The organism is Kribbella sp. NPDC051586, assembly GCF_044453965.1.
Classification (GTDB): domain Bacteria; phylum Actinomycetota; class Actinomycetes; order Propionibacteriales; family Kribbellaceae; genus Kribbella.
On sequence record NZ_JBITDF010000003.1, the window covers coordinates 1,578,801 to 1,598,089 of the forward strand.

Sequence of the window (19,289 nt, forward strand, 5' to 3'; positions counted from 1 at the left end):
CCGCGACCTGCGCCGAGACGCCGCCTGCGCCTACCTGGAGATCGAATGACCTCGCTGACGCCTGAGTCAGCCACGCCCTCCCCCACCATCTCCGCTTCGACCGACTCCGATGTCACGTCCGTCCGGGCAGCGCTGCGTTCTCCTCGGCGGCTGCGTATCGAGGTGCTCGGCGGCCTCGTGGTCGGACTCGCGCTGATTCCCGAAGCGATCAGCTTCTCGATCATCGCGGGCGTCGACCCACGTGTCGGGTTGTTCGCGTCCTTCACCATGGCAGTCTCCATTGCCTTCCTCGGCGGACGTCCGGCGATGATCTCCGCTGCCACCGGTGCGGTCGCGCTGGTGATCGCACCGGTGATGCGGGATCACGGCTTCGAGTACTTCGTCGCCACGGTGATCCTGGCCGGCATCCTGCAGATCGTCCTCGGCCTGCTCGGCGTCGCCCGGCTGATGCGGTTCATCCCCCGCTCGGTCATGGTGGGCTTCGTCAACTCACTCGCGATCCTGATCTTCCTCGCGCAACTCCCCCACCTGACCCACGTGCCATGGCCGGTCTACCCGCTCGTCGCGGCCGGCATCGCCGTGATGGTCTTCCTGCCGAAGCTCACCAAGGTCGTCCCGGCCCCGCTGGTGGCCATCCTCGCCGTCACCGCGGTCGTCGCGCTGACCTCCGTGACCGTGCCGACCGTCGGCGACGAGGGCAAACTGCCCGACAGCCTGCCGTCATTGTTCTTCCCGGACGTGCCGTTCAACCTCGAGACCCTGCGGATCATCGGGCCGTACGCCCTGGCGATGGCGCTCGTCGGGCTGCTCGAGTCGCTGATGACCGCCAAACTCGTCGACGACATCACCGACACCCACTCGGTCAAGACGCGCGAAGCCTGGGGCCAGGGCGCGGCCAACATCATCACCGGCTTCTTCGGCGGCATGGGCGGCTGCGCAATGATCGGCCAGACCATGATCAATGTGAAGGCCTCCGGCGCGCGTACCCGCATCTCCACCTTTCTCGCCGGCACCTTCCTGCTGATCCTCGTGGTCGGTCTCGGCGATCTGGTCGGCGACATTCCGATGGCGGCGCTGGTCGCGGTCATGGTCATGGTCTCGGTCGGCACCTTCGACTGGCACAGTCTCCGGACGCTGCGCCAGATGCCGCGCAGCGAAACCGTCGTCATGCTGTCGACCGTCGTGGCCGTCGTCATCACCCACAACCTCGCGATCGGAGTCGTCGTCGGCGTCGTCGTCGCGATGGTGCTGTTCGCCCGCCGAGTGGCGCACTTCACCACCGTCCGGGAGACCGCACATCCCGACGACCTGGACACGAAGGTCTACACCGTCACAGGTGAGCTGTTCTTCGCGTCCAGCAACGACCTGGTGTACCAGTTCGACTACCGCGGCGACCCGTCCACCGTCGTCATCGACATGACCGAATCGCACATCTGGGACGCCTCGACCGTCGCGACCCTCGACGCGATCACGAGCAAGTACGCCAGATACGGCAAGACGGTCCGCATCGTCGGCCTGAATCCGGCCAGCTCCGAGCGTCACGAGCGCCTCGCCGGGAGGCTGGGCGCCGATCACTGACACCCCGTTCACCGGCAGCGGCATACCAGCTAATTCCGTGGGTCTGTCCTCGCTGCGACGGCTGCGGCTTCGGTGCGGGTGCGGACGCCGAGTTTGGTGAGGATGCGGCTGACATGGTGCTCGACGGTCTTGGGGGCCAGGTAGAGGCGAGCGGCGATCTGGGTGTTGCTGTCGCCGCGGCGAATGCCGTCCAGGATCTCGGATTCGCGAGGTGTGAGTTCGGGCAGTACGCCGGGTGCTGTCGAGCGCGGAGTGCTGGCACCGTGGCGGCGGAGCACCGCAGCGCTGCGGTCGCGGATCGCCGGCGCGTCGAGTCGTACGGCGACCGCGTGTGCGGCGCGTGCGGCGGCGATCGCTTCGGCGCTCGAGGTGGTGATGTCTGCGAGGGCCAGGCACGCGCGGGCGTCGAGGAGCGGCCGTTGGGTCCGGCCGAAGCGGGCGCGGGCCGACTCGAGGCCGGTGATGGCCTGTTCGGTGCGGCTGTGGGATGCGTCGAGCAGGCCTTGGGCGAGGTCGGCGATTCCGTGCACGAATTCGGCGTCCGCGTGGGCGGCGATGGTGTGCAGACGCGCGACGGCCTGGTCCGCTTCGGCCGTGCTGTCGCAGGCAAGTGCGGTCTCGACGGTCAACAGCAGCAGATCGGCAGAGCGCAGTACGTCGCCGCCGAGCGTCGCGGTCGCGCGCTGGAGCACGGCCAGGGCGACGGCCGCGTCGCCTCGCGCGAAGTGAAGTTGTGCGAGCGCTCCGGCGGCGGCAATGTCGTCCTCGATCGGGCCGAGGAGCTGGGCTGCTTCCTCGATGCGGCCGCGCTGGATGTGGAGTTCGGCGAGGCGGGCGGCGGCCTGCGTACGTTGGGAGGCGGTGGCGCCGGTGGCCCGGTCGACCGCCGTGCGGACGGCCGCCTCCGCGTCCGACCACGCGCCGACCGCGCACATCACGCCGCCGAGCGCGACCTGGCAATGGGCGCCCAACATCCGCGGACGTCCGCCCGCCGGGGCGAGGACCAGCTCGCGGACGACTTGCAGCCACTCGGTGGCGCGCTCCAGGTCTCCGGCCCGGTCGCAGGCGGACAGCAGCGCGCAACACGTCGTACTGACAGCGAACGGATCGTGCAGCTCGCCGCTGGTGATGGCCGCGAGGGCCTCATCGAGGTGGGCGAATCCGGTAGCGAGCTGGCCTTGTGAGACAAGGGAAAAGCCGAGATCGGCGAGCGCGCGGGTGTGCAGGCCGTGGTCGCCGAACTCTACGGCGATGGCCAGCGCGCGGCGTGCACTGTGCTCGACGTCGACGGGATCGGGCCGGTCGCAGGCCAGCCGGGCCAGCTCCCAGTAGCCCGCCTCGACGCAGGGCCCGCTGTCGTCGAGCAGCCGCCGGGCGCGTTCGAGCCAGCCGCGTCCGATGGAAGGGTGGCCGAGGCCGCCCCAGTGCAGTTCGGCGAGGAGCGCGGCGACGCGGGCGGCAGCGGCAGGTTGGCCGGCGTCGCGCAGGTCGCGGAAGGCGCCCTCCCAGAGTTCGCGGGCCTCGTCCAGACGGTCGTCGACGTACGCCGCACCGCCCGCGCTGACCGGATCGATGGCTTCTGCCGACATGGACCGATGGTACGGACCGGAACCCCCTTAGGGGGTGGATCGAGGGAGTTGACCGATGTGGAGCGGGGGCGCTGACTGCGACCGTTCCAGTCATCCGATCAGCCCGGAAGGACACTGGAAAGGACACTGCGATGACACACACCACCGACCTCACCGACCTCACCACCGCCCCGGCCAGCGAACTGGTCCGCGCGTTGCGGCGCCGCGAGGTCAGCAGCCGTGAGCTGCTGGAGCACTATCTGGCCCGGATCGAGCGGCTCAACCCGGCGCTGAACGCGGTCGTCACTCTCGACGCGGAGTCCGCGCTGGCCGCGGCAGCCGCGGCTGACCAGGACACCGCCCGCGGTCACGACGTCGGCGCCTTGCACGGGCTGCCGATGACGATCAAGGACTCGCTGGAGACCGCCGGCCTGCGGACCACTGCCGGCGCACCGGACCTGGCCGGGTACGTTCCGGCGCGCGACGCCGACGCGGTAGCGCGGCTGCGGGCCGCCGGAGCGGTGATCTTCGGGAAGACGAACCTGCCGACGTACGCGATGGACTGGCAGACCTACAACCCGGTCTTCGGCACCACGAACAACCCCTGGGACCTGACCCGCACCCCCGGCGGCTCCTCGGGCGGCGCGGCCGCGGCGGTCGCCGCCGGCCTGACCGGTCTGGAGCTGGGCAGCGACATCCGCGGCTCGCTGCGGCAGCCCGCGCACAACACGGGCGTCTTCGCGCTGAAGCCGAGCTTCGGCATCGTCCCGGTCCGCGGTCACGTCCCCGGCCCGCCCGGCACGCTCAGTACGCCGGACATGGCCGTCCTCGGCCCCCTTGGACGCAGTGCTGACGACCTCGACCTCGCGCTGGACGTGCTGGCCGGCCCGGACGCGGCCATGGCGCGAGCGTGGCGGCTCCGGCTGCCGGCCGCGCGCGGGCGGTCGCTGACGGACTACCGGATCGCTGTCTGGCTGAACGATCCAGTCGCGCCGGTCGATTCCGCCGTACACGAAGTACTGACCGCCGCGGTGGAGACGTTGGGCTCGGCGGGCGCCCGAATCGACGACCTGGCTCGGCCGGTCGAGCTCGGCGAGGCGAACGCGGTGTTCGAGAAGCTGTTCCAGGCCGCGGTGTCCCCCGGCGCGGCGGACTGGAACTACACCCACGAGCACCGGCAGCAACTCCGCGCACAGTGGCAGCACTTCTTCGAGTCGTACGACGTCCTGCTCACGCCGGTCTCGCCCGTCGCCGCGATCAAGCACGACCACACCGGCGACGTCGACAACCGCGCCATCACCGTCAACGGCACCGAACGCCCCTACACCGATCAGTCGATCTGGACCGGACTTGCCGGAGGCGCCTACCTCCCAGCCGCCGTCGCTCCGGCCGGCCAGACACGCGACGGCCTCCCCGTCGGCATCCAAATCATCGCGCCGTACCTCGAAGACCGCACCGCCATCGACCTGGCCCGCCACATCGAGCGCGGCACACGTCCCGGCCGCGTGTGACAACTACGCGGCCAGCACCGCGGCGAGGCCCGCTTGAAGGTCTTCGACGAAGTAGTCGGGGACTTCGAGTGACGGGAAGTGTCCGCCGGTTGCGGGGGTGGTCCAGTGGACGATCTTCCGGAACCGCTCCTGGGCCCAGGGACGCGGGCACTTCTCGATGTCGCGGGGATAGACACTGACGGCCGCCGGGACGTCGACGCGGAGTTCGGGGTCGAGCGAGTTGTGGCTTTCGTAGTAGATGCGGGCCGCTGACGCGCCGGTCCGCGTCAGCCAGTACAAGGTGACGTCGTCGAGGATCCTGTCCCGGGAGATCCTCTCGAACGGACTGTCCTCGGTGTCTGTCCACTCGGCGAACTTGTCGAGGATCCAGGCGAGGAGCCCGACCGGTGAGTCGACGAGCGAGTAGCCGATGGTCTGCGGCCGGGTCGCCTGCTGCTTCGCGTACGCCGCGTGCTGGTGCCAGAAGTCGTGGGTTTCCTCGGTCCATCTGCGCTCGGCCACCGTCAGCCCGTCCGTCGTCAACCCAGGTGGTGCCTGCGCGGTCGTGGTGTGGATGCCGAGCACGTGCGCCGGGAACCTGCCGCCGAGGGTCGTGGTGATCACGCCGCCCCAGTCGCCGCCGGCGGCGACGAACTTGCTGTAGCCGAGCCGGTCCATCAGTTCCACCCAGGCGGCCGCGATCTTCTCGGTTCCCCACCCGGTGGTGGCCGGCTTGTCGCTGTAGCCGAAGCCCGGCAGCGAGGGAGCGACGACGTGGAACGCCGGCGTCCCTGCGTCGTTCGGGTCTGCGAGCTCGTCGATCACGTCGATGAACTCGGCAATGCTGCCCGGCCAGCCGTGCGTCAGGATGAGCGGAGTCGCATCTGCGCGCGCAGACCGGCGGTGCAGGAAGTGGATTCCCAGACCGTCGATGGTCGTGCGGAACTGGCCGATCCGGTTGAGGCGATCCTCGAACGCCCGCCAGTCGTAGCCGGTGTGCCAGTAGTTCACGACCTCGACGAGGTCGGCGAGAGGAACACCCTGGTCCCAGCGGCGAGGGTCGGGCGCGGCGCGGTGGACCGTCTCGGCCTCCGGCAGCCGTGCCGCGGCCAATCGCGCGCGCAGGTCGTCGAGGTCGGCTTCGGTCGCGTGGGCTTCGAATGCTTGTACGTCGCTGGCTGGGCGGGGCATGAGACCTCCTGGCCATGGCTGGAACCACCTAAGACGGTTCTACATGTCTTCGAACGTGCACGCAACCGGCTAAGCTGGTTCCATGCCTGCTCGGTTCCCTGACTTCCGCCTCGGCAGCGTGCTGGCGACCAGCTTCACCGGGACTCTGTCGGAGCGCCGCGGCGAACCTGTGGAGCGCATTCCCACGCCGCAGCGACTCGTCGACTGGCTGGCGGTGAGCGGCCTCGCCGTGGACTCCTGCACCCCTGCCCAACTCGACCTCGCCCGGGAGCTGAGGGAATCGATCCACGCCGCCGCGACAGCGGCCGCGATCCAGGACGCGCTGCCCATGTCTGCTGTCCGAATCATCAACGACCGCAGCGCTCAGGGCCGGGCCGCCGCGATCCTGACCCCAGAGGGCGAACGGCGCTGGCAGCTCGGCTCGGCGTCCAGCGTCGAGGACGCCCTGGGCGTGATCGCCGCCGATGCGATCAGCATCATCGCCGGCGAACGAGACGGAAAACTGGCCCTCTGCGCATCGCCGAGCTGCCAAGCCGCCTTCTTCGACACCAGCCAGAGCCGCACCCGCAGATGGTGCGACATGAACACCTGCGGAAACCGCCAGAAGAAGGCCCGTTTCAACGCCAACCAGCGCAAAGACCCGAAATCAGCGGACTGATCGCTATCCCCCAGTGGCTTGACGTGGCCCGGTTTCCAGCGTCCTAATGAGCTGAGGGCAGGGAGGCATTCGGCCTCGGCCAGGGGGTTGGACAGGGTGTCTACAGCCACAGCACACGAGTAGGGCCATGGCTGGGCGCGCCGGAGTTTCTTGGACGTCAAGGGCACTCAGACTGCGCCTACCGGCGGATCTGGGGCGCACCGTCGCGGCCGTCGTCCTGGTCGGCGCGGCCTACTATCTCGGTGCCCGTCTGGGCCTGGGCCTGTCGCTGATCGAGCGCAACGTCACGCCCCTGTGGCCGCCCAGCGGAATCGCACTGGCCGCCTTCCTGGTTCTCGGGAGGTGGACGTGGCCGGGCGTCGGACTCGCGGCGCTGGCCGTGAATCTGCCGATCAGCACCGGTCCGGTGCCGGCGCTGCTCACCGCCGCGGGCAACACGCTTGCACCGCTGGTGGCGGCGATCGTGCTCGAGCGCGTCGGGTTCCGGCGTCAGCTGGATCGCCAGCGTGACGCGCTGGCGATCGTCTTCCTGGGTGCGCTGGCGAGCATGACGATCAGCGCGACCATCGGCACCGTCACGCTCCTGTCGTCGAAAGCGATCGGCGCCGACCAGCTGGCGGGTGCGTGGGCGGTGTGGTGGACCGGCGACGCGATGGGCATTCTCGCCGTTGCCCCGTTCCTCTTGTGCCTGCCGCTGTTCCGAGAGCTGGAACCGTGGGCGGCCCGGCGCTGGATCGAAGCCGCGGTGATCCTCGTCCTGACCACGGTGCTGGTGTCGTGGACGGCGTACACCGACCTGCCCGTGTTGTTCCTGGTATTCCCGTTGCTCGGATGGGCCTCGTGGCGTCTGCAGTTGCGTGGAGCTGCTCCTGCCGCGCTGGTGGCGTCACTGATCGCAACCTGGGCGGCGACGCGCCAGCTCGGCCCGTTCGCGGGCAAGTCGCTGCTGGAAGAGATGCTGATCCTGCAGGCGTTCAACGCCACCGTCGCGCTGACGTCGTTCTTCCTCGCCGCGCTCGTAACCGAGCGGATGGGGTTCGCTCGCGCGCTGATGGTCGCGGCCACTGACCTGGAGCAGCGCGTCAAGGACCGCACAGCGGAGCTGAACGCGACCAACGACCGTCTGCGTCGCGAGATCGACCAGCGGCAGGAGACCCAGGAGCAGCTGACCCGGGAAGAGGCCCGGACCCGGCGCGAGCACCAGATCGCCGATACGCTGCAACGCAGCCTGCTCCCGGACCGGATGCCCGAGATCCCTGGCCTGGCCGTGGCCGCCCGCTACGTGCCGGCGACCGCGGACCTGCATGTCGGGGGCGACTGGTACGACGTGGTCCAGCTGCGCGACGGCCTGATCGGTCTCGTCATCGGTGATGTCGCCGGCCACGGTCTGCAAGCTGCGGCAGCGATGACAGAGCTCAGGATGGCGGTACGGGCCTACGCCGTGAACGATCCGTCACCGGTAGCGGTGATGAACAGCCTGCACCGGCTGGCCCGCGAGCTGCCGATGGCCGATATGGTGACCCTGCTCTACGTCCTGTACGACCCGGACACCGGCACCGTGCGGTTCACGAACGCAGGACATCCGCCCGCCCTCCTGATCGACAACGAGCGCACGCGGTATCTCGACGGCGGGCTGGCCCCACCGCTCGGCGTAGTCGGGCACTGGGACTATGCCGAGGCAACGCAACGACTGCGGCCTGGAGCGACTCTGCTGCTCTACACCGATGGGCTGGTCGAGAAGCGCACGCTGTCGATCCAGGACGGCCTCGATCGGCTGCTTGCGGAAGCGTGTGGCGTCGAATGGCCCGACCTCGACGGTCTCTGCGACCATCTCCTCTCGTCGCTGGCGGAGACCGGCCAGGTTGCTGACGACATCGCTCTGGTTGCGCTGCGCCCGTTGGCCCTGGCCGGCACGCCGCTGTCGCTCGACGTACCGGCCGACGCGCGCATGCTCTTCCAGGTCCGGCACGCACTGCGTCGCTGGCTCCGCGAGTCGGGTGTCAATGCGCGTGACGCCGGTGAGATCGCGATCGCCTGCGGGGAGGCTTGTGGCAACGTCGTACGGCACGCGTACGGCGCCGCGCCCGGCGACATGCACGTCGAGGCGCGGCTTGTGGACGACTCGATCCAGCTGACCGTGCGCGACCAGGGTCGATGGCGGCGACCGGCGGACCGGGGCGGAGGCCTGGGCATGACACTGATCCACGGACTCTCGGACTCGGTGGACATCGACACCGATCCTGCAGGTACGACGATCGTCATGCGACGCACCGTGGTGATCGGGGGCGAAGGGTGACCGCGTACGCGGAAGTGGACGCCTGGACGAGCAAAGGCGTCCAGATTGTGCGGATCTCCGGTGAAGTCGACCTCACCAACGCCATGGAGGTGAGAGACGCCATCAGTCGCGTCGCCTCGGTCGACGCGACCGTCATCGTCGTCGACCTGACCGAGACCGCCTACCTCGACAGCTCCGGAATCGCGATGCTCTTCCGGCTCGCCGACCGACTCGGCCAAAGCCGCCAGGAACTCCGCATCGTCGTCCCACCGGACTCCCCACTCCGAGCCGCACTCGAACTGACAGACCTACCGCAGACCATCCCGGTTCAACACACCCTCGAATGACAGGCTGTTCGCGGGGCGTGGGCACCTCGGCTCGTCGATCGACGGATGCGAGCGTCGGAACGCGAGATCTAGCGTCAGGGTCGCGAAGTACAGCCCAATGCCTGACCGGATCTCGGAGGGACGATGCGCAAGAAGGTGGACTACGACCGCACGCAGTACCCGACCTACGACCAGGGGCGCGCGCTGAGCGCGGAGGTGATGCGCTCCTGGATGGAGACCTTCACCCGGCACGCTCCTGCTCGCAGGCCGTTGACCGTTGCCGACGTGGGCTCCGGCACCGGGCGTTTCACGCCTTCACTCGCCCAGACCTTCGGCGGACCGGTCTACGGTGTCGAGCCGTTCGCACGGATGCGAGAGATCGCCGAGCGGGACGCGACGCACCCAGCCGTGATTTACCTGGCCGGCAGCGCCGAGCGACTGCCGCTCCCCGATGACAGCTGTGATCTCGTGCTGCTGTTCCTGTCTTTCCATCACGTCCAGGACCGGTCGGCAGCGGCCCGCGAGCTCGCCCGTGTGCTGCGCCCGGGTGGCCGCGTCCTGTTACGCAGCAGCTTCGCGGACCGGCTGCCGGACAAGCCCTGGTACCGGTACTTCCCCCGCGCGCGAGCCATCGAGCAGGAGGTCTTTCCGGCGTACTCCGAGGTGGTCGGGCTGTTCGAGGAGGCCGGTCTGCGCGAGGCCGGGTTCGAGCAGGTGCGGGAGCACTACACCGACAGCCTGGCCGAGTACGTCGAGCGACTGCGGCACCGAGCCAGCTCGACGTTCGAGCATCTCACCGAGGCGGAGATCGAAGCCGGCTTCACCGCGATCGAGGCGGCCGCGAGGGCAGCCACCACGGCTGAGCCCATCGCGACCGACAGCGACCTACTTGTCCTCGCACCAAACTGATGTCATGCCTTCAGACTGGGGAGCACCTCGCGGCCGAATGCCTCGAGCCACTGCTCCTGGTTGCGACCGACGTTGTGGAGGTAGATCCGGTTGAAGCCGGCGTCGACGTACCGCTGCAGCGACGCGCGATGGACGTCGAGGTCAGCGGAGACGACCATCCGGCCCTCGTAGTCCTCCACCCGCACCAGCTGCGCCATCTGGGCGAAGTCGTACGGCGACCGGACGTCCGCCTTCGGGAACCTCATCCCGCCGTTCGGCCAGAAGGAGAAGGCATTTCTCCACGCCTGCTCGTCGGTCTCGGCCCAGGACAGGTGTACCTGCAGCAGCTTCGGCAGCTCGTCCGGATCCTTGCCGGACCTTCGCGCGCCCTTGCCGAACTGATCGAGAATGCCCGCCAGCTTCTCCAGCGAGGCCGCCGGCGTGATGAGCCCGTCGGCCAGCTCGCCGGCCTTGCGTGACGTGTACGGGCCGGCCGCGGCCACATACACCGGCGGCGGTACGTCGGGCATCGTCCACAAGCGGGTCGTGTGCAGCTTGAAGAACTCCCCCGCGTGCTTCACATCCCCGCCGCTGAAGAGTTTCCTGATCACCTCGAGCGCTTCGAACATCCGCCGTACCCGCTCCGGCGCCTCCGGCCAGTACCCTCCGATGACGTGCTCGTTCAGGGCCTCCCCCGATCCGAGGCCGAGCCAGGTACGGCCCGGGTACGTCGCTTCGAGCGTCGCCGCGGCTTGGGCCACCAGGGCCGGATGCAGTCGGAACGACGGACACGTGACTCCGGGTCCGAGATCGCCGCTGGTGTTCTCGGCGAGCGAAGCGAGCACGCTCCAGACGAACGACGCCTGCCCCTGTTCGGGGACCCACGGCTGGAAATGGTCGGCAGCCATCTGCCCGGAGAAGCCGTGCTGCTCGGCCAGCACCGCGGTGTCGATCGCCTCTCGGGGCGAGAACTGCTCGAGCGCGGCCGCCAGGCCGATCTGCAGGCCGGTCATGACGCCTCCGCGGGAAACATGGGCATCACATGCCGGGCGAACAGCCGCATCTGGTCGAGCAGCTCGTCGACGGTGTTGCCGACGAACAGGCTGGCGCAGAAGTGATCAAGCCCTGCCTCCTGGTACGCCTGCACCTTCGCGCACACCTCGTCCGGCGTTCCGATCAGGTTCGCATCGAAGTACGCGTCGAGGTCGACGCCCTTCGTCATCGTCTTCGACAGCGATTTCCGGAACAGGTCGAACGCCGACCGCTCGAACCGTTCCCGTACCTGTTCCTTGGTGTTGCCCAGGCACACGACCGATTGCAGCGCGGTGGCGATCGTCGACGGATCCCGACCGGCCGCCCGCGCGTACGCCTCGACCTTCGCGCGCCCGGTGCGAATCTTGTCGGGCCCGACCTTGGCCGGCAGCCACCCGTCGCACAGTTCGCCGGCCCGCCGGAACGAACCCTCGACGTTGCCGCCGGAGTAGATCGGCAGCGGCGACTGCACCGGCTTCGGGTACGACTCGACGTCCTCGAACCGCCTGTGCTTGCCGTTGTAGGTGGAGTACCGCTGCTCCCAGAGCACCCGGAGCGACTCGATCCCCTCGGTCGTCAACCGCGCCCTCGACGCGTCCACCAGGTCCGGCGCCACGCCTTCGAACTCGTCCCGGTAGCCACCGACGGCGACGCCCAGAGTCACCCGGCCGTTGCTGAGTTGGTCGAGCGTCGCGACCTGCTTGGCCAGCAGCACCGGGTCACGCATCGGGAGCACCATGATGCCGGTGGTCAGCCGGATCACCGACGTCCGCGCGGCGATGTTGGACAGGACGACCAGCGGCTCGAAGAAGTCGGGCGGATGCGGCCACGCCTCGCGGATGAACCGCATAGTGCTCAGGTGGTCGTTGCCGCCTACGTCGTAGTACCCGAGCTGCTCGGCCTCGACGGCCACGCGCACGATGTCGTTCGCCGTCGCGAACGGGGTCGGGTACATCATTCCAGCCAGGCAAGTAGGAGCCTCGACTCCGAACTTCATCCGCTACACCTCTCTCAGCTGTCGTGTTTGAACGGCGTTCTGCACCGGTCCCGCGGCAAGTGATCCCGGCTTGGGCAGGCCGAACAGCCGCCGGCGGATGGGGTCGAGCAGGGCCGGTGGGAGTCCGGCCAGCAGGGCCAGCCTGCGCGAGTCCTTCCCGACCAGGTAGCGGGGCCGCGGGCGCGGCGTACGGATCGCTCGAGCTACCGCGGCCGCCACGACCTCGGGCGGACTGCCGCTGCGCTCGCGGGCGATGCCCTTCGTGATCGCTCTCCGGAACATGACGTCGTACAAGGGGCTGAGCGCCCGCTCCGAATCGTCGGCGAGCTTGTCCACCGCCGCGGTACGGATGCTGGCCGGCTCGATCAGGACGACCTTGACACCCCAGGGCGCAAGCTCTTGCCGGAAGCCTTCCGTGAGCGCGAACACCGCGCGCTTGGCGGCCGCGACCGGCCCGACGAACGGCATGGTGATGCGGTCCCCGATCGAGCCGATCATCACGATCCGGCCCCTGGCTGCTCGCAACTGCGGCAGGAAGGCCTGGCTGACCACGAGCGGACCGGTCACGTTGATGTCGAGCTGCCGACGGAAGGCGCCCGGGTCGACGAGTTCGAGCGGCTGGAACAGACCGACCCCGGCATTGTTGACCAGGGCATCGAGTCCACGGGCGCCCACATGCTGCGCGACGGCGCGCGCGACGTCCCGGATATGCTCCGGGTTCAGCACGTCCATCGTGAACGCGTCGAGCCGCCCGGATCCGGCCGCGAGCGCGAGCGCCCTGCCGTCCGCGGTACGGCGTACGGTCGCGAACACGTGGAAGCCCGCCGCGGCCAGTCTGAGGGCCGTCGCGCGCCCGATGCCGGTCGAAGTGCCGGTCACCAACACGTGCCGGAGGTCGCACGAGGTGTCCATGGGCCGACGGTAGGCCCGAGCTCGACACGAGCTCATCCGTCAGATGACCAGTTCAGAGGGCTTAGGTTGGAGACATGTTGTACGGCAGGGAGTCGGAGTGCCGACGGATCGAGCAGCTGCTGGGGAATCTCGTGGCCGCATCCCCGGGTGTGCTGGTGATTCGCGGCGAGGTCGGCTCCGGCAAGTCGGCTCTGCTCGAGCATGCGGCTGCATCCACAGGTGATGACGTCCGGACGCTGCGCGGGTACGGCGTACAGAGCCAGGCCGAGCTGCCCTTCGCCGCGCTGCATCAAATGCTCCGCCCGCTGCTGGACCGCATCGACGGGCTCCCGGCTCCACAGGCAGCTGCGTTGCGTGGAGCCTTCGGACTGGAACCAGCCGCGCAGCTGGATCGGATGCTGGTCGGCCTCGGCACGCTGACCTTGTTGTCCGAGGCGGCCGACGAGCGCCCCTTGCTCTGTTTGGTCGACGATGCGCAGTGGCTGGACCAGCCGTCGGCCGACACGTTGTCGTTCGTCGCCGGCCGGTTGGTTGCTGAGCGCATCGGTCTGCTGATCGCCGTCCGGGACGCTCCACTCTTCCCTGACTCGCCGGAGATCCGGCTGGAGGGCCTGGATACAGCCGCGGCTGTGTCGCTGCTGGCGCAGGCTCATCCCGAGGTGACCGGCGACCTGGTCCAGCGAATGATCGCTGAGACGTCCGCGAACCCGCTGGCGTTGCGCGAGCTGCCGACCGCGCTCTCGCCGGCGCAGCGCTCTGGAGTCGAGCCGCTCGCCGAGCCGCTTCCGCTGCCGGAGCGGCTGCAGCGGATCTACGAGGCTCAGCTGGAGACGCTGCCGACCGAGACCAGGGCCTTCCTGCTGCTGTGCGCGGCGGAGGAGAGTTCCGATCTGGCCGTGGTACTGCGTGCCGCCGCCGCGCGCGGGCTCGCACCGGAGGCGCTGATCCCTGCCGAGGCAGCAGGTGTGGTGCGAACCGAGGACACGGTCAGCGGCCGGTGGATCGTCTTCCGCCATCCGCTGCTCCGCGCCGCGACCTACCGCTCGGCAGCGGTCGCTGACCGGATCGATGCCCATCGTGCCTTGGCGCAGGTACTGGAGCGCGACGCGGACCGACGGGCGTGGCATCTGGCAGCCGCCTCCGCCGGTCCCGACGACGCCATCGCCACCGAACTCGAGCGCTGTGGCCGGCGCGCGTTAGGACGCGGCGGTCCGGCGACGGCGGCCACTGCTTTCGAGAAGGCCGCATGGTTGACGACTACGGACCCTGAGCGGGCGCGTCTGCTCTCCGCGGCAGCACAGGCCGCGAACCTGGCCGGCCAGCCGGCGCGCGCCGAGCGGCTGGTCGAGCAGTCCGACCAGCTCGCCCGCGATCCGGTGGTCCGGGCGCACAACCGGCGCCTCCGTGGGGGCATGGCGGTCGACAGCGGTTCGCCGGTGACAACACACCAGCTGCTGATGACCGAGATCGATGAGGTCGCCGCCGCTGATCCCGGGCTCGCCGCTCTGCTCCTGGTCGACGCGGTGAAGAACGCCTGGTTCGCCAACGACCAGGGCTTGGCGCACGAAGTCCTCTGTGCGCTGCACACATTGACTCTGCCGCCGGACAGTCCCCAGCAGTCCGCCGTCCAGGTCGTGCTCGAGCTGTCGAGTCGGCTCGACACGTTGACCGGCGGCTCGGAGCACGCTCGACCGGCGTACGACCATGCGCGCCGCTCGCCGGTGGAGTTCGTGCTGCAGGCCGCCGTCGCGATGTCGCTGGCTGACGACGATGCGGCGCTTGCCGCCGCCGAGACCGCCGTACGCGTGTGCCGGACAGGTGGCCAGCTCGGTCCGCTGGTCCTGTCGCTGCAGATCCTCGCCACAGTGGAGGCGCTGACCGGCCGCTACCGCTACGCCCGAGCGAACGCGACCGAAGGCCTCGACCTGGCGACCGTACTCGGACAACAGAACCGGCGCTGTCATTTCGAGGGGGTGCTGGCCTGGCTCGACGCGGTCGCCGGACAGGAGGAGAGCGCCGGCAAGCTCGCCCACAGCGCCTTGGGGCACGCCGAGGTCAACCGCGTCACGCCGGTAGTTGCCATCGGCCACTGGGCGCTGTGCCTGCTCGATCTTGGTCTCGGACGCCCCGAGCAGGCGCTCCGCGACACCGGCGGGTGTGAGCACCCGCTGATGTCGGTCCTGCAGGCCCCTGACCTGATCGAGGCCGCGAGCCGTTGCGCTGATCCGACTATGGTCCGCGAGCGCAGCCTCGCGCTCACCGCCTGGGCAGATGCCAGTGACCGGCCGGCCGCACGGGCCCTCGATCTGCGCTGCCAAGCCCTGCTGGCCGACGACGAAACCACCGCCGGCAGCCTTTACCAGCAGGCGCTGTCGATGCACGACGAGGCCGCGCGACGCGGCCAGCCCCGGCCCTTCGATCGGGCCCGAACCCAGCTCCTGTACGGCGAATGGCTGCGCCGCCAGCGACGCCCCAGCGATGCCAGGGCACCATTGCGAGCCGCTGCCGAGACCTTCGCCCAACTGGGCGCCACACCGTGGACCGAACGCGCGCGCACTGAACTACGCGCCACCGGCGCCCCCCGCACGCGGCCGTCCCAACCCACACCAATCACGAGCCTCACACCCCAGGAGCTACAGGTGGTCCGCCTCGCCCGCGACGGCGCCAGCAACCGCGAAATCGGTGCCCAACTCTTCCTCAGCCCCCGCACGGTCGCCTACCACCTGCAAAAGATCTTCCGAAAACTCTCGATCCGCTCCCGGGTAGAACTGGCTCACCTCCCCCTCGACGACGAGTCGCACTGAGCTTCAGCTCGACCTCGGCGGGCGCGGGTCTGCCACGTCGTCGTAGGCGCGCACATCGTGGCAGCGCCAACCCCCTGGGTGGTGTGGCGTGTTTGGGATAGTGTCCCCAAGCATGTTCGATGTGCGAGGCAGGACGGCCCATCTGGCGTGGTACCGGACCGATGAAGCGGCGGCCGAGGTCGCCTTCCTTCACGGCTTCTCCGACTCCGCGCAGTGCTGGGAGCCAGTGATCGGCGCGATACCCGGGATCAAGGCGCTCGCGATCGACGCACGTGGGCACGGCGAGTCCGGGCTCCCCGAGGAACCTGTCCGCTATACCGCGCACAGCGACGATGCCGCCCTCGTGCTGTCGAGCCAGCCTGGTGACGGCGGGATGATCGTGGTCGGCCACTCGATGGGCGCGATGTCGGCCGCCCACCTCGCCGCGTCCCGGCCGGACCTGGTCCGCGCGGTTGTACTGGAAGACCCGCCGACCGGCCAGCCGTCCGCAGACCGACAGGACCAGCCGTGGTCCGAGCCGGAGTGGCTCGCAGACCTCCGGGCCCTCGATCTGCCGTCACGGATCGCACAGGGCCGAGCCAACGACCCCGACTGGCCCGACGACGAACTAGAGCCCTGGGCCGTGTCAAAAGCGCAGGTCAACCCCCACCTGTTCGACCAGCCACACCAGCCCCCGCCCCCGCTAACAGACCTGCTGGCCACGATCACGTGCCCGGTACTGCTCATCCACGGAGACCCTGGCCGCGGCGGCCTGATCTCCCCGGAGTACGCCGAACTCTGCGCCCACGCAGCAGCCGGCGACTTCCGATCCGCCCACGTCCCCAACGCCGGCCACTCAGTACGCCGCGACAACCGCGCGCAGTACCTCACAGAACTCACCAAATTCCTCAACCAACACCGCTAGGCCCGCCCCCGACTAGCGAGCGTCAACTGTTCGACCTGTCAGTCCGCAAGTACCTGTTCGCGCAGGATATCGGCGTGTCCGCAATGCTGCGCCAACTCCCGCAACACCTGCAGATACACCCACCGAAGCGTGCGAGGTCCGGACTGATGCCCGGTCACGACGGCATCCAGGGGCAGGTCCGCGACCGCCTTCCGCGCAGTGGAACAGGCCTCCTGATGGGCCGCCGTGACCGACGCGATGGTGTCGTCCGCGTCAAGCCGAAAGGACTCCTCCGGACTCCGCACCAACCCGAGCGCGCGCAGAGACTCCCCGCCAACACACTGCTCGAACCACACCCTCTGCATCCAAGTAACGTGCTTCACCAGCCCAAGCAGCGTAGTCGCGGACGCCACAAGCCGCCGCCGCGCCTGCTCCTCAGTAAGAGAGTCCAGAGTCCCTTCGACAGCACTCCGATACTCCTCGACAAACGCATCAAGCTGCACACGCTCATCGTCCAGCAACACGTCGTACGAACCCATCAAAGTCTCCTCTCGATGCACCCACGCCTCATGTCGCACGAGTCGGCACAAGTCAATCAGCCCTCCGGCTCGAGGAGTTCCTGCGGTACGGCGAACGGCAGCGTCTCGCGCGTCTCCGGCTTGAGGCTGAGCCGGGGTACCAGGCGGTATGCCGGCTTCACGCCCCGCCGGTCTTCGAGACGTGCGGGAATAGCGTCCGGAAGCGGGAGGTTGCCAGCACCATGCGCTATGGGATCTATACGAAGTCGTTCGGTGAGTACGGAAGTCCGAGGGTGCTGCGCGATCTCGCCGTAGCAAGCGAGGAACACGGCTGGGACGGGTTCTTCGTCTGGGACCTGCTCAGCGCACCCACCTACGAGCCACCGGTCGCAGATCCTTGGGTCGCGCTCGCCGCGATCGCCCAAGCGACCACCAGAATCCTCATCGGCCCGATGGTCGTGCCGTTGCCGCGCCGACGACCGGCAAAGTTGGCACTCGAAGCCAGCACGCTCCAGGACCTCTCGGACGGCCGTCTGATCCTCGGCCTCGGAACAGGAGCCGGCTGGGACTACACCCGCTTCGGCGAGTCCGCCAGCCGCAGGGAACTAGCCGAACGCCTCGACGACGGAGCCGACCTCCTACACAAGTTCCTCACCGGCGACCCCGTCGAGCACACCGGCAAGTACTACCACGCCACCGACGTACGCATGCCGGCCAGCAACATCCCGATCTGGACCAGCGGATTCTGGCCGCGAACCGGCCCGGTACGAGGCGCACGCAACGCAACCGGCCTCTTCCCGCAGATCCGAGACGAGTCCGACGACTTCCGCCTACCCACCATCGCCGAACTAACCACCATCCGCACCAACTTCGAAGCCTCCGGCGGCCCCCCAAATCCCGACATCGCCATCTGGTCCCCCAACCAAGCCGGCACCCCCAACGCCCAAACAGCAAAGCAGTACGAGGCAGCCGGCGTCACCTGGTGGCTCCAAGACGGCTCCGAAATCCCACCCACCGAACTCCACCACCGCATAACCACCGGCCCACCCACCTAACCAGCGAACCCCTCAGACAGCCGAAGACGCTCGCATCCGAGTACTCGAGAACCCAGATCACATCGCGCGAGCATTCCGCTCCCATCGAGCCAGGCGGCCCGCGGGTCCGCTCCCGAGCCGCCTTGTGCAGCCTTCGACTCCTCGAATCGCACCTCGAATGGGCAACCGCGCCTCGTACCAACGCTGCACCACCTTGCCGGACTCGGGCCGCGGATCCGGGTCCAGGGCTGCGCGCCGCGGAGGTGGCCCGGGACGAGATCTGAACCTACGAACGAGTCCCGGGCCGGCGGTTGGTCTTCCCGTACGAGCACGAGGGCCTGACCGGCTCCGTCCAACTCGACTTCGTCTACAACGAGAAACTTCCGATGGACCCGAACGGTTGCCGATCGGCGACGCCTGGCTGCTGACAGCCGGCCCCGAGGACGTCTCCCCCACCCTCATCCGGCAGGTGCTGCACCCCAAGTCGAAATCCTTGGACTTCGAACCGGCGTCGGTGCTCGCCTGGGATGTCGACTGGGGAAATTTCCTCGACGAGTACCCCTGGATCGAAGGCACCGCCGAAGCCTGGAAGCAGCGGCTCGCTCTGGCATTGGAGCGTTCCTTCCACGCCAGCTGATTGCGGGTGGGTTCACGCTCGCTGTTGGGTGCGAACGGTTTCATGGTGCGGGCTAGTCGCCGACGGTGCGGTGCGGGCCCAGGTCCAGGCGAACCGCAGGATGAGGGCGAGAAGGATCAATTCCAGGACGATGCCGAGGCCGTAGAAGAACAGCCAGGACGCGCCCGCCGCGTTGAATGCCGTGACGGGGATGTAGAGCGAAGCCACGATGAGGTTCGTGATGCGGTTCGCCCTGGCGGGCAGCGTCATCGACAGCACGACCATGAGGATCGGGATGGCCACGAGGGCCAGCGCCGTGGTCGAAAAGGTCTGGGAGAGGTCGAACTCGAAGACCTTGCCGCCGAGAATGTCCTTGACGACGCCGGGCGTGAAGAAGTTGAGAATGTCCACGTAGGCGTAGAGGAACATGAAGCTTGTCCACGTTGCGGCGAGCTTCGCTCGCACCGGGACCGGCTGGTCTTCCAGGGTGGCACCTGTTCTCATCATGGGCTCCGTTGT

Annotated in this window: 17 protein-coding genes; 10 read left to right on the forward strand and 7 right to left on the reverse strand. The window is 68.7% G+C overall.

Going from position 1 to position 19,289, the window contains the following annotated elements; all coding sequences use genetic code 11:
- Positions 1–45 precede the first annotated feature (45 nt).
- Positions 46–1,578 (forward strand): SulP family inorganic anion transporter, encoded by a 1,533-nt coding sequence (locus tag ACIA58_RS26240; RefSeq protein WP_396406406.1) that lies wholly within the window; start codon positions 46–48, stop codon positions 1,576–1,578.
- A 29-nt stretch (positions 1,579–1,607) separates the two neighbouring features.
- Here ACIA58_RS26240 and ACIA58_RS26245 read toward each other — a convergent pair whose 3' ends face one another.
- The gene (locus ACIA58_RS26245) at positions 1,608–3,167 is read right to left on the reverse strand and encodes a LuxR C-terminal-related transcriptional regulator (protein WP_396406407.1); all 1,560 of its coding nucleotides are present in this window, start codon (positions 3,165–3,167) and stop codon (positions 1,608–1,610) included.
- 131 nt (positions 3,168–3,298) lie between these two features.
- Between ACIA58_RS26245 and ACIA58_RS26250 the strand changes: the two genes are divergently transcribed.
- The gene (locus ACIA58_RS26250; protein ID WP_396406408.1) at positions 3,299–4,657 is read left to right on the forward strand and encodes an amidase family protein; all 1,359 of its coding nucleotides are present in this window, start codon (positions 3,299–3,301) and stop codon (positions 4,655–4,657) included.
- A 3-nt stretch (positions 4,658–4,660) separates the two neighbouring features.
- Here ACIA58_RS26250 and ACIA58_RS26255 read toward each other — a convergent pair whose 3' ends face one another.
- The gene (locus tag ACIA58_RS26255) at positions 4,661–5,827 is read right to left on the reverse strand and encodes an epoxide hydrolase family protein (protein ID WP_396406409.1); all 1,167 of its coding nucleotides are present in this window, start codon (positions 5,825–5,827) and stop codon (positions 4,661–4,663) included.
- 118 nt (positions 5,828–5,945) lie between these two features.
- Here ACIA58_RS26255 and ACIA58_RS26260 point away from each other — a divergent pair, with 118 nt between their 5' ends.
- From ACIA58_RS26260 to ACIA58_RS26275, 4 genes are all read left to right on the forward strand, one after another.
- Positions 5,946–6,485, forward strand: coding sequence for a CGNR zinc finger domain-containing protein (locus ACIA58_RS26260; protein ID WP_396406410.1), 540 nt, complete (start codon positions 5,946–5,948; stop codon positions 6,483–6,485).
- 127 nt (positions 6,486–6,612) lie between these two features.
- Positions 6,613–8,781, forward strand: a complete 2,169-nt coding sequence (locus ACIA58_RS26265; protein WP_396406411.1) for a SpoIIE family protein phosphatase — start codon at positions 6,613–6,615, stop codon at positions 8,779–8,781.
- Positions 8,778–9,107, forward strand: coding sequence for an STAS domain-containing protein (locus ACIA58_RS26270; RefSeq protein WP_396406412.1), 330 nt, complete (start codon positions 8,778–8,780; stop codon positions 9,105–9,107). Before ACIA58_RS26265 ends, ACIA58_RS26270 begins: the two co-directional genes overlap by 4 nt.
- Before the next feature lie 123 nt (positions 9,108–9,230).
- Positions 9,231–9,995: a class I SAM-dependent methyltransferase gene (locus ACIA58_RS26275; RefSeq protein WP_396406413.1), complete on the forward strand. Its 765-nt coding sequence runs from the start codon at positions 9,231–9,233 to the stop codon at positions 9,993–9,995.
- Between the two features lie 2 nt (positions 9,996–9,997).
- Here the strand turns inward: ACIA58_RS26275 and ACIA58_RS26280 are convergent, their stop codons facing one another.
- Genes ACIA58_RS26280 through ACIA58_RS26290 form a run of 3 tightly spaced genes read right to left on the reverse strand, consistent with a single transcriptional unit; the run spans position 9,998 to position 12,915 of the window.
- Positions 9,998–10,987, reverse strand: coding sequence for a TIGR03557 family F420-dependent LLM class oxidoreductase (locus ACIA58_RS26280; protein WP_396406414.1), 990 nt, complete (start codon positions 10,985–10,987; stop codon positions 9,998–10,000).
- Positions 10,984–12,003, reverse strand: a complete 1,020-nt coding sequence (locus ACIA58_RS26285) for an LLM class flavin-dependent oxidoreductase (protein WP_396406415.1) — start codon at positions 12,001–12,003, stop codon at positions 10,984–10,986. The genes ACIA58_RS26280 and ACIA58_RS26285 overlap by 4 nt, the downstream gene beginning before the upstream one ends.
- A gap of 3 nt (positions 12,004–12,006) precedes the next feature.
- On the reverse strand, positions 12,007–12,915 hold the full coding sequence (locus ACIA58_RS26290; protein ID WP_396406416.1) for an SDR family NAD(P)-dependent oxidoreductase: 909 nt from the start codon (positions 12,913–12,915) through the stop codon (positions 12,007–12,009).
- A gap of 74 nt (positions 12,916–12,989) precedes the next feature.
- Between ACIA58_RS26290 and ACIA58_RS26295 the strand changes: the two genes are divergently transcribed.
- A complete protein-coding gene (locus ACIA58_RS26295; RefSeq protein ID WP_396406417.1) occupies positions 12,990–15,719 on the forward strand; it encodes an ATP-binding protein in 2,730 nt (909 codons plus the stop codon).
- A 112-nt stretch (positions 15,720–15,831) separates the two neighbouring features.
- A complete protein-coding gene (locus ACIA58_RS26300) occupies positions 15,832–16,623 on the forward strand; it encodes an alpha/beta fold hydrolase (RefSeq protein ID WP_396406418.1) in 792 nt (263 codons plus the stop codon).
- A 38-nt stretch (positions 16,624–16,661) separates the two neighbouring features.
- Here ACIA58_RS26300 and ACIA58_RS26305 read toward each other — a convergent pair whose 3' ends face one another.
- Entirely contained in the window at positions 16,662–17,141 is a 480-nt protein-coding gene (locus tag ACIA58_RS26305; protein ID WP_396406419.1) for a DinB family protein, read from the reverse strand.
- A gap of 221 nt (positions 17,142–17,362) precedes the next feature.
- Here ACIA58_RS26305 and ACIA58_RS26310 point away from each other — a divergent pair, with 221 nt between their 5' ends.
- Entirely contained in the window at positions 17,363–18,175 is an 813-nt protein-coding gene (locus tag ACIA58_RS26310; protein ID WP_396406420.1) for an LLM class flavin-dependent oxidoreductase, read from the forward strand.
- A gap of 379 nt (positions 18,176–18,554) precedes the next feature.
- On the forward strand, positions 18,555–18,791 hold the full coding sequence (locus tag ACIA58_RS26315; RefSeq protein WP_396406421.1) for a hypothetical protein: 237 nt from the start codon (positions 18,555–18,557) through the stop codon (positions 18,789–18,791).
- Positions 18,792–18,803: 12 nt separating this feature from the next.
- On the opposite strand, the gene ACIA58_RS26320 is transcribed toward ACIA58_RS26315, so the two are convergent.
- Complete coding sequence (locus ACIA58_RS26320) at positions 18,804–19,274, reverse strand: DUF6326 family protein (protein ID WP_396406422.1); 471 nt, start codon at positions 19,272–19,274, stop codon at positions 18,804–18,806.
- Positions 19,275–19,289: the final 15 nt, after the last annotated feature.

Bases quoted from the DNA above. Each gene is read 5' to 3' on its own strand.
- ACIA58_RS26240 (WP_396406406.1), top strand. From the start codon at position 46: ATGACCTCGCTGACGCCTGAGTCAGCCACGCCCTCCCCCACCATCTCC.
- ACIA58_RS26275 (WP_396406413.1), top strand. From the start codon at position 9,231: ATGCGCAAGAAGGTGGACTACGACCGCACGCAGTACCCGACCTACGAC.
- ACIA58_RS26290 (WP_396406416.1), bottom strand. From the start codon at position 12,915: ATGGACACCTCGTGCGACCTCCGGCACGTGTTGGTGACCGGCACTTCG.
- ACIA58_RS26305 (WP_396406419.1), bottom strand. From the start codon at position 17,141: ATGGGTTCGTACGACGTGTTGCTGGACGATGAGCGTGTGCAGCTTGAT.
- ACIA58_RS26265 (WP_396406411.1), top strand. From the start codon at position 6,613: ATGGCTGGGCGCGCCGGAGTTTCTTGGACGTCAAGGGCACTCAGACTG.
- ACIA58_RS26245 (WP_396406407.1), bottom strand. From the start codon at position 3,167: ATGTCGGCAGAAGCCATCGATCCGGTCAGCGCGGGCGGTGCGGCGTAC.
- ACIA58_RS26295 (WP_396406417.1), top strand. From the start codon at position 12,990: ATGTTGTACGGCAGGGAGTCGGAGTGCCGACGGATCGAGCAGCTGCTG.
- ACIA58_RS26300 (WP_396406418.1), top strand. From the start codon at position 15,832: ATGTTCGATGTGCGAGGCAGGACGGCCCATCTGGCGTGGTACCGGACC.
- ACIA58_RS26310 (WP_396406420.1), top strand. From the start codon at position 17,363: ATGCGCTATGGGATCTATACGAAGTCGTTCGGTGAGTACGGAAGTCCG.
- ACIA58_RS26250 (WP_396406408.1), top strand. From the start codon at position 3,299: ATGACACACACCACCGACCTCACCGACCTCACCACCGCCCCGGCCAGC.
- ACIA58_RS26320 (WP_396406422.1), bottom strand. From the start codon at position 19,274: ATGAGAACAGGTGCCACCCTGGAAGACCAGCCGGTCCCGGTGCGAGCG.
- ACIA58_RS26280 (WP_396406414.1), bottom strand. From the start codon at position 10,987: ATGACCGGCCTGCAGATCGGCCTGGCGGCCGCGCTCGAGCAGTTCTCG.
- ACIA58_RS26285 (WP_396406415.1), bottom strand. From the start codon at position 12,003: ATGAAGTTCGGAGTCGAGGCTCCTACTTGCCTGGCTGGAATGATGTAC.
- ACIA58_RS26255 (WP_396406409.1), bottom strand. From the start codon at position 5,827: ATGCCCCGCCCAGCCAGCGACGTACAAGCATTCGAAGCCCACGCGACC.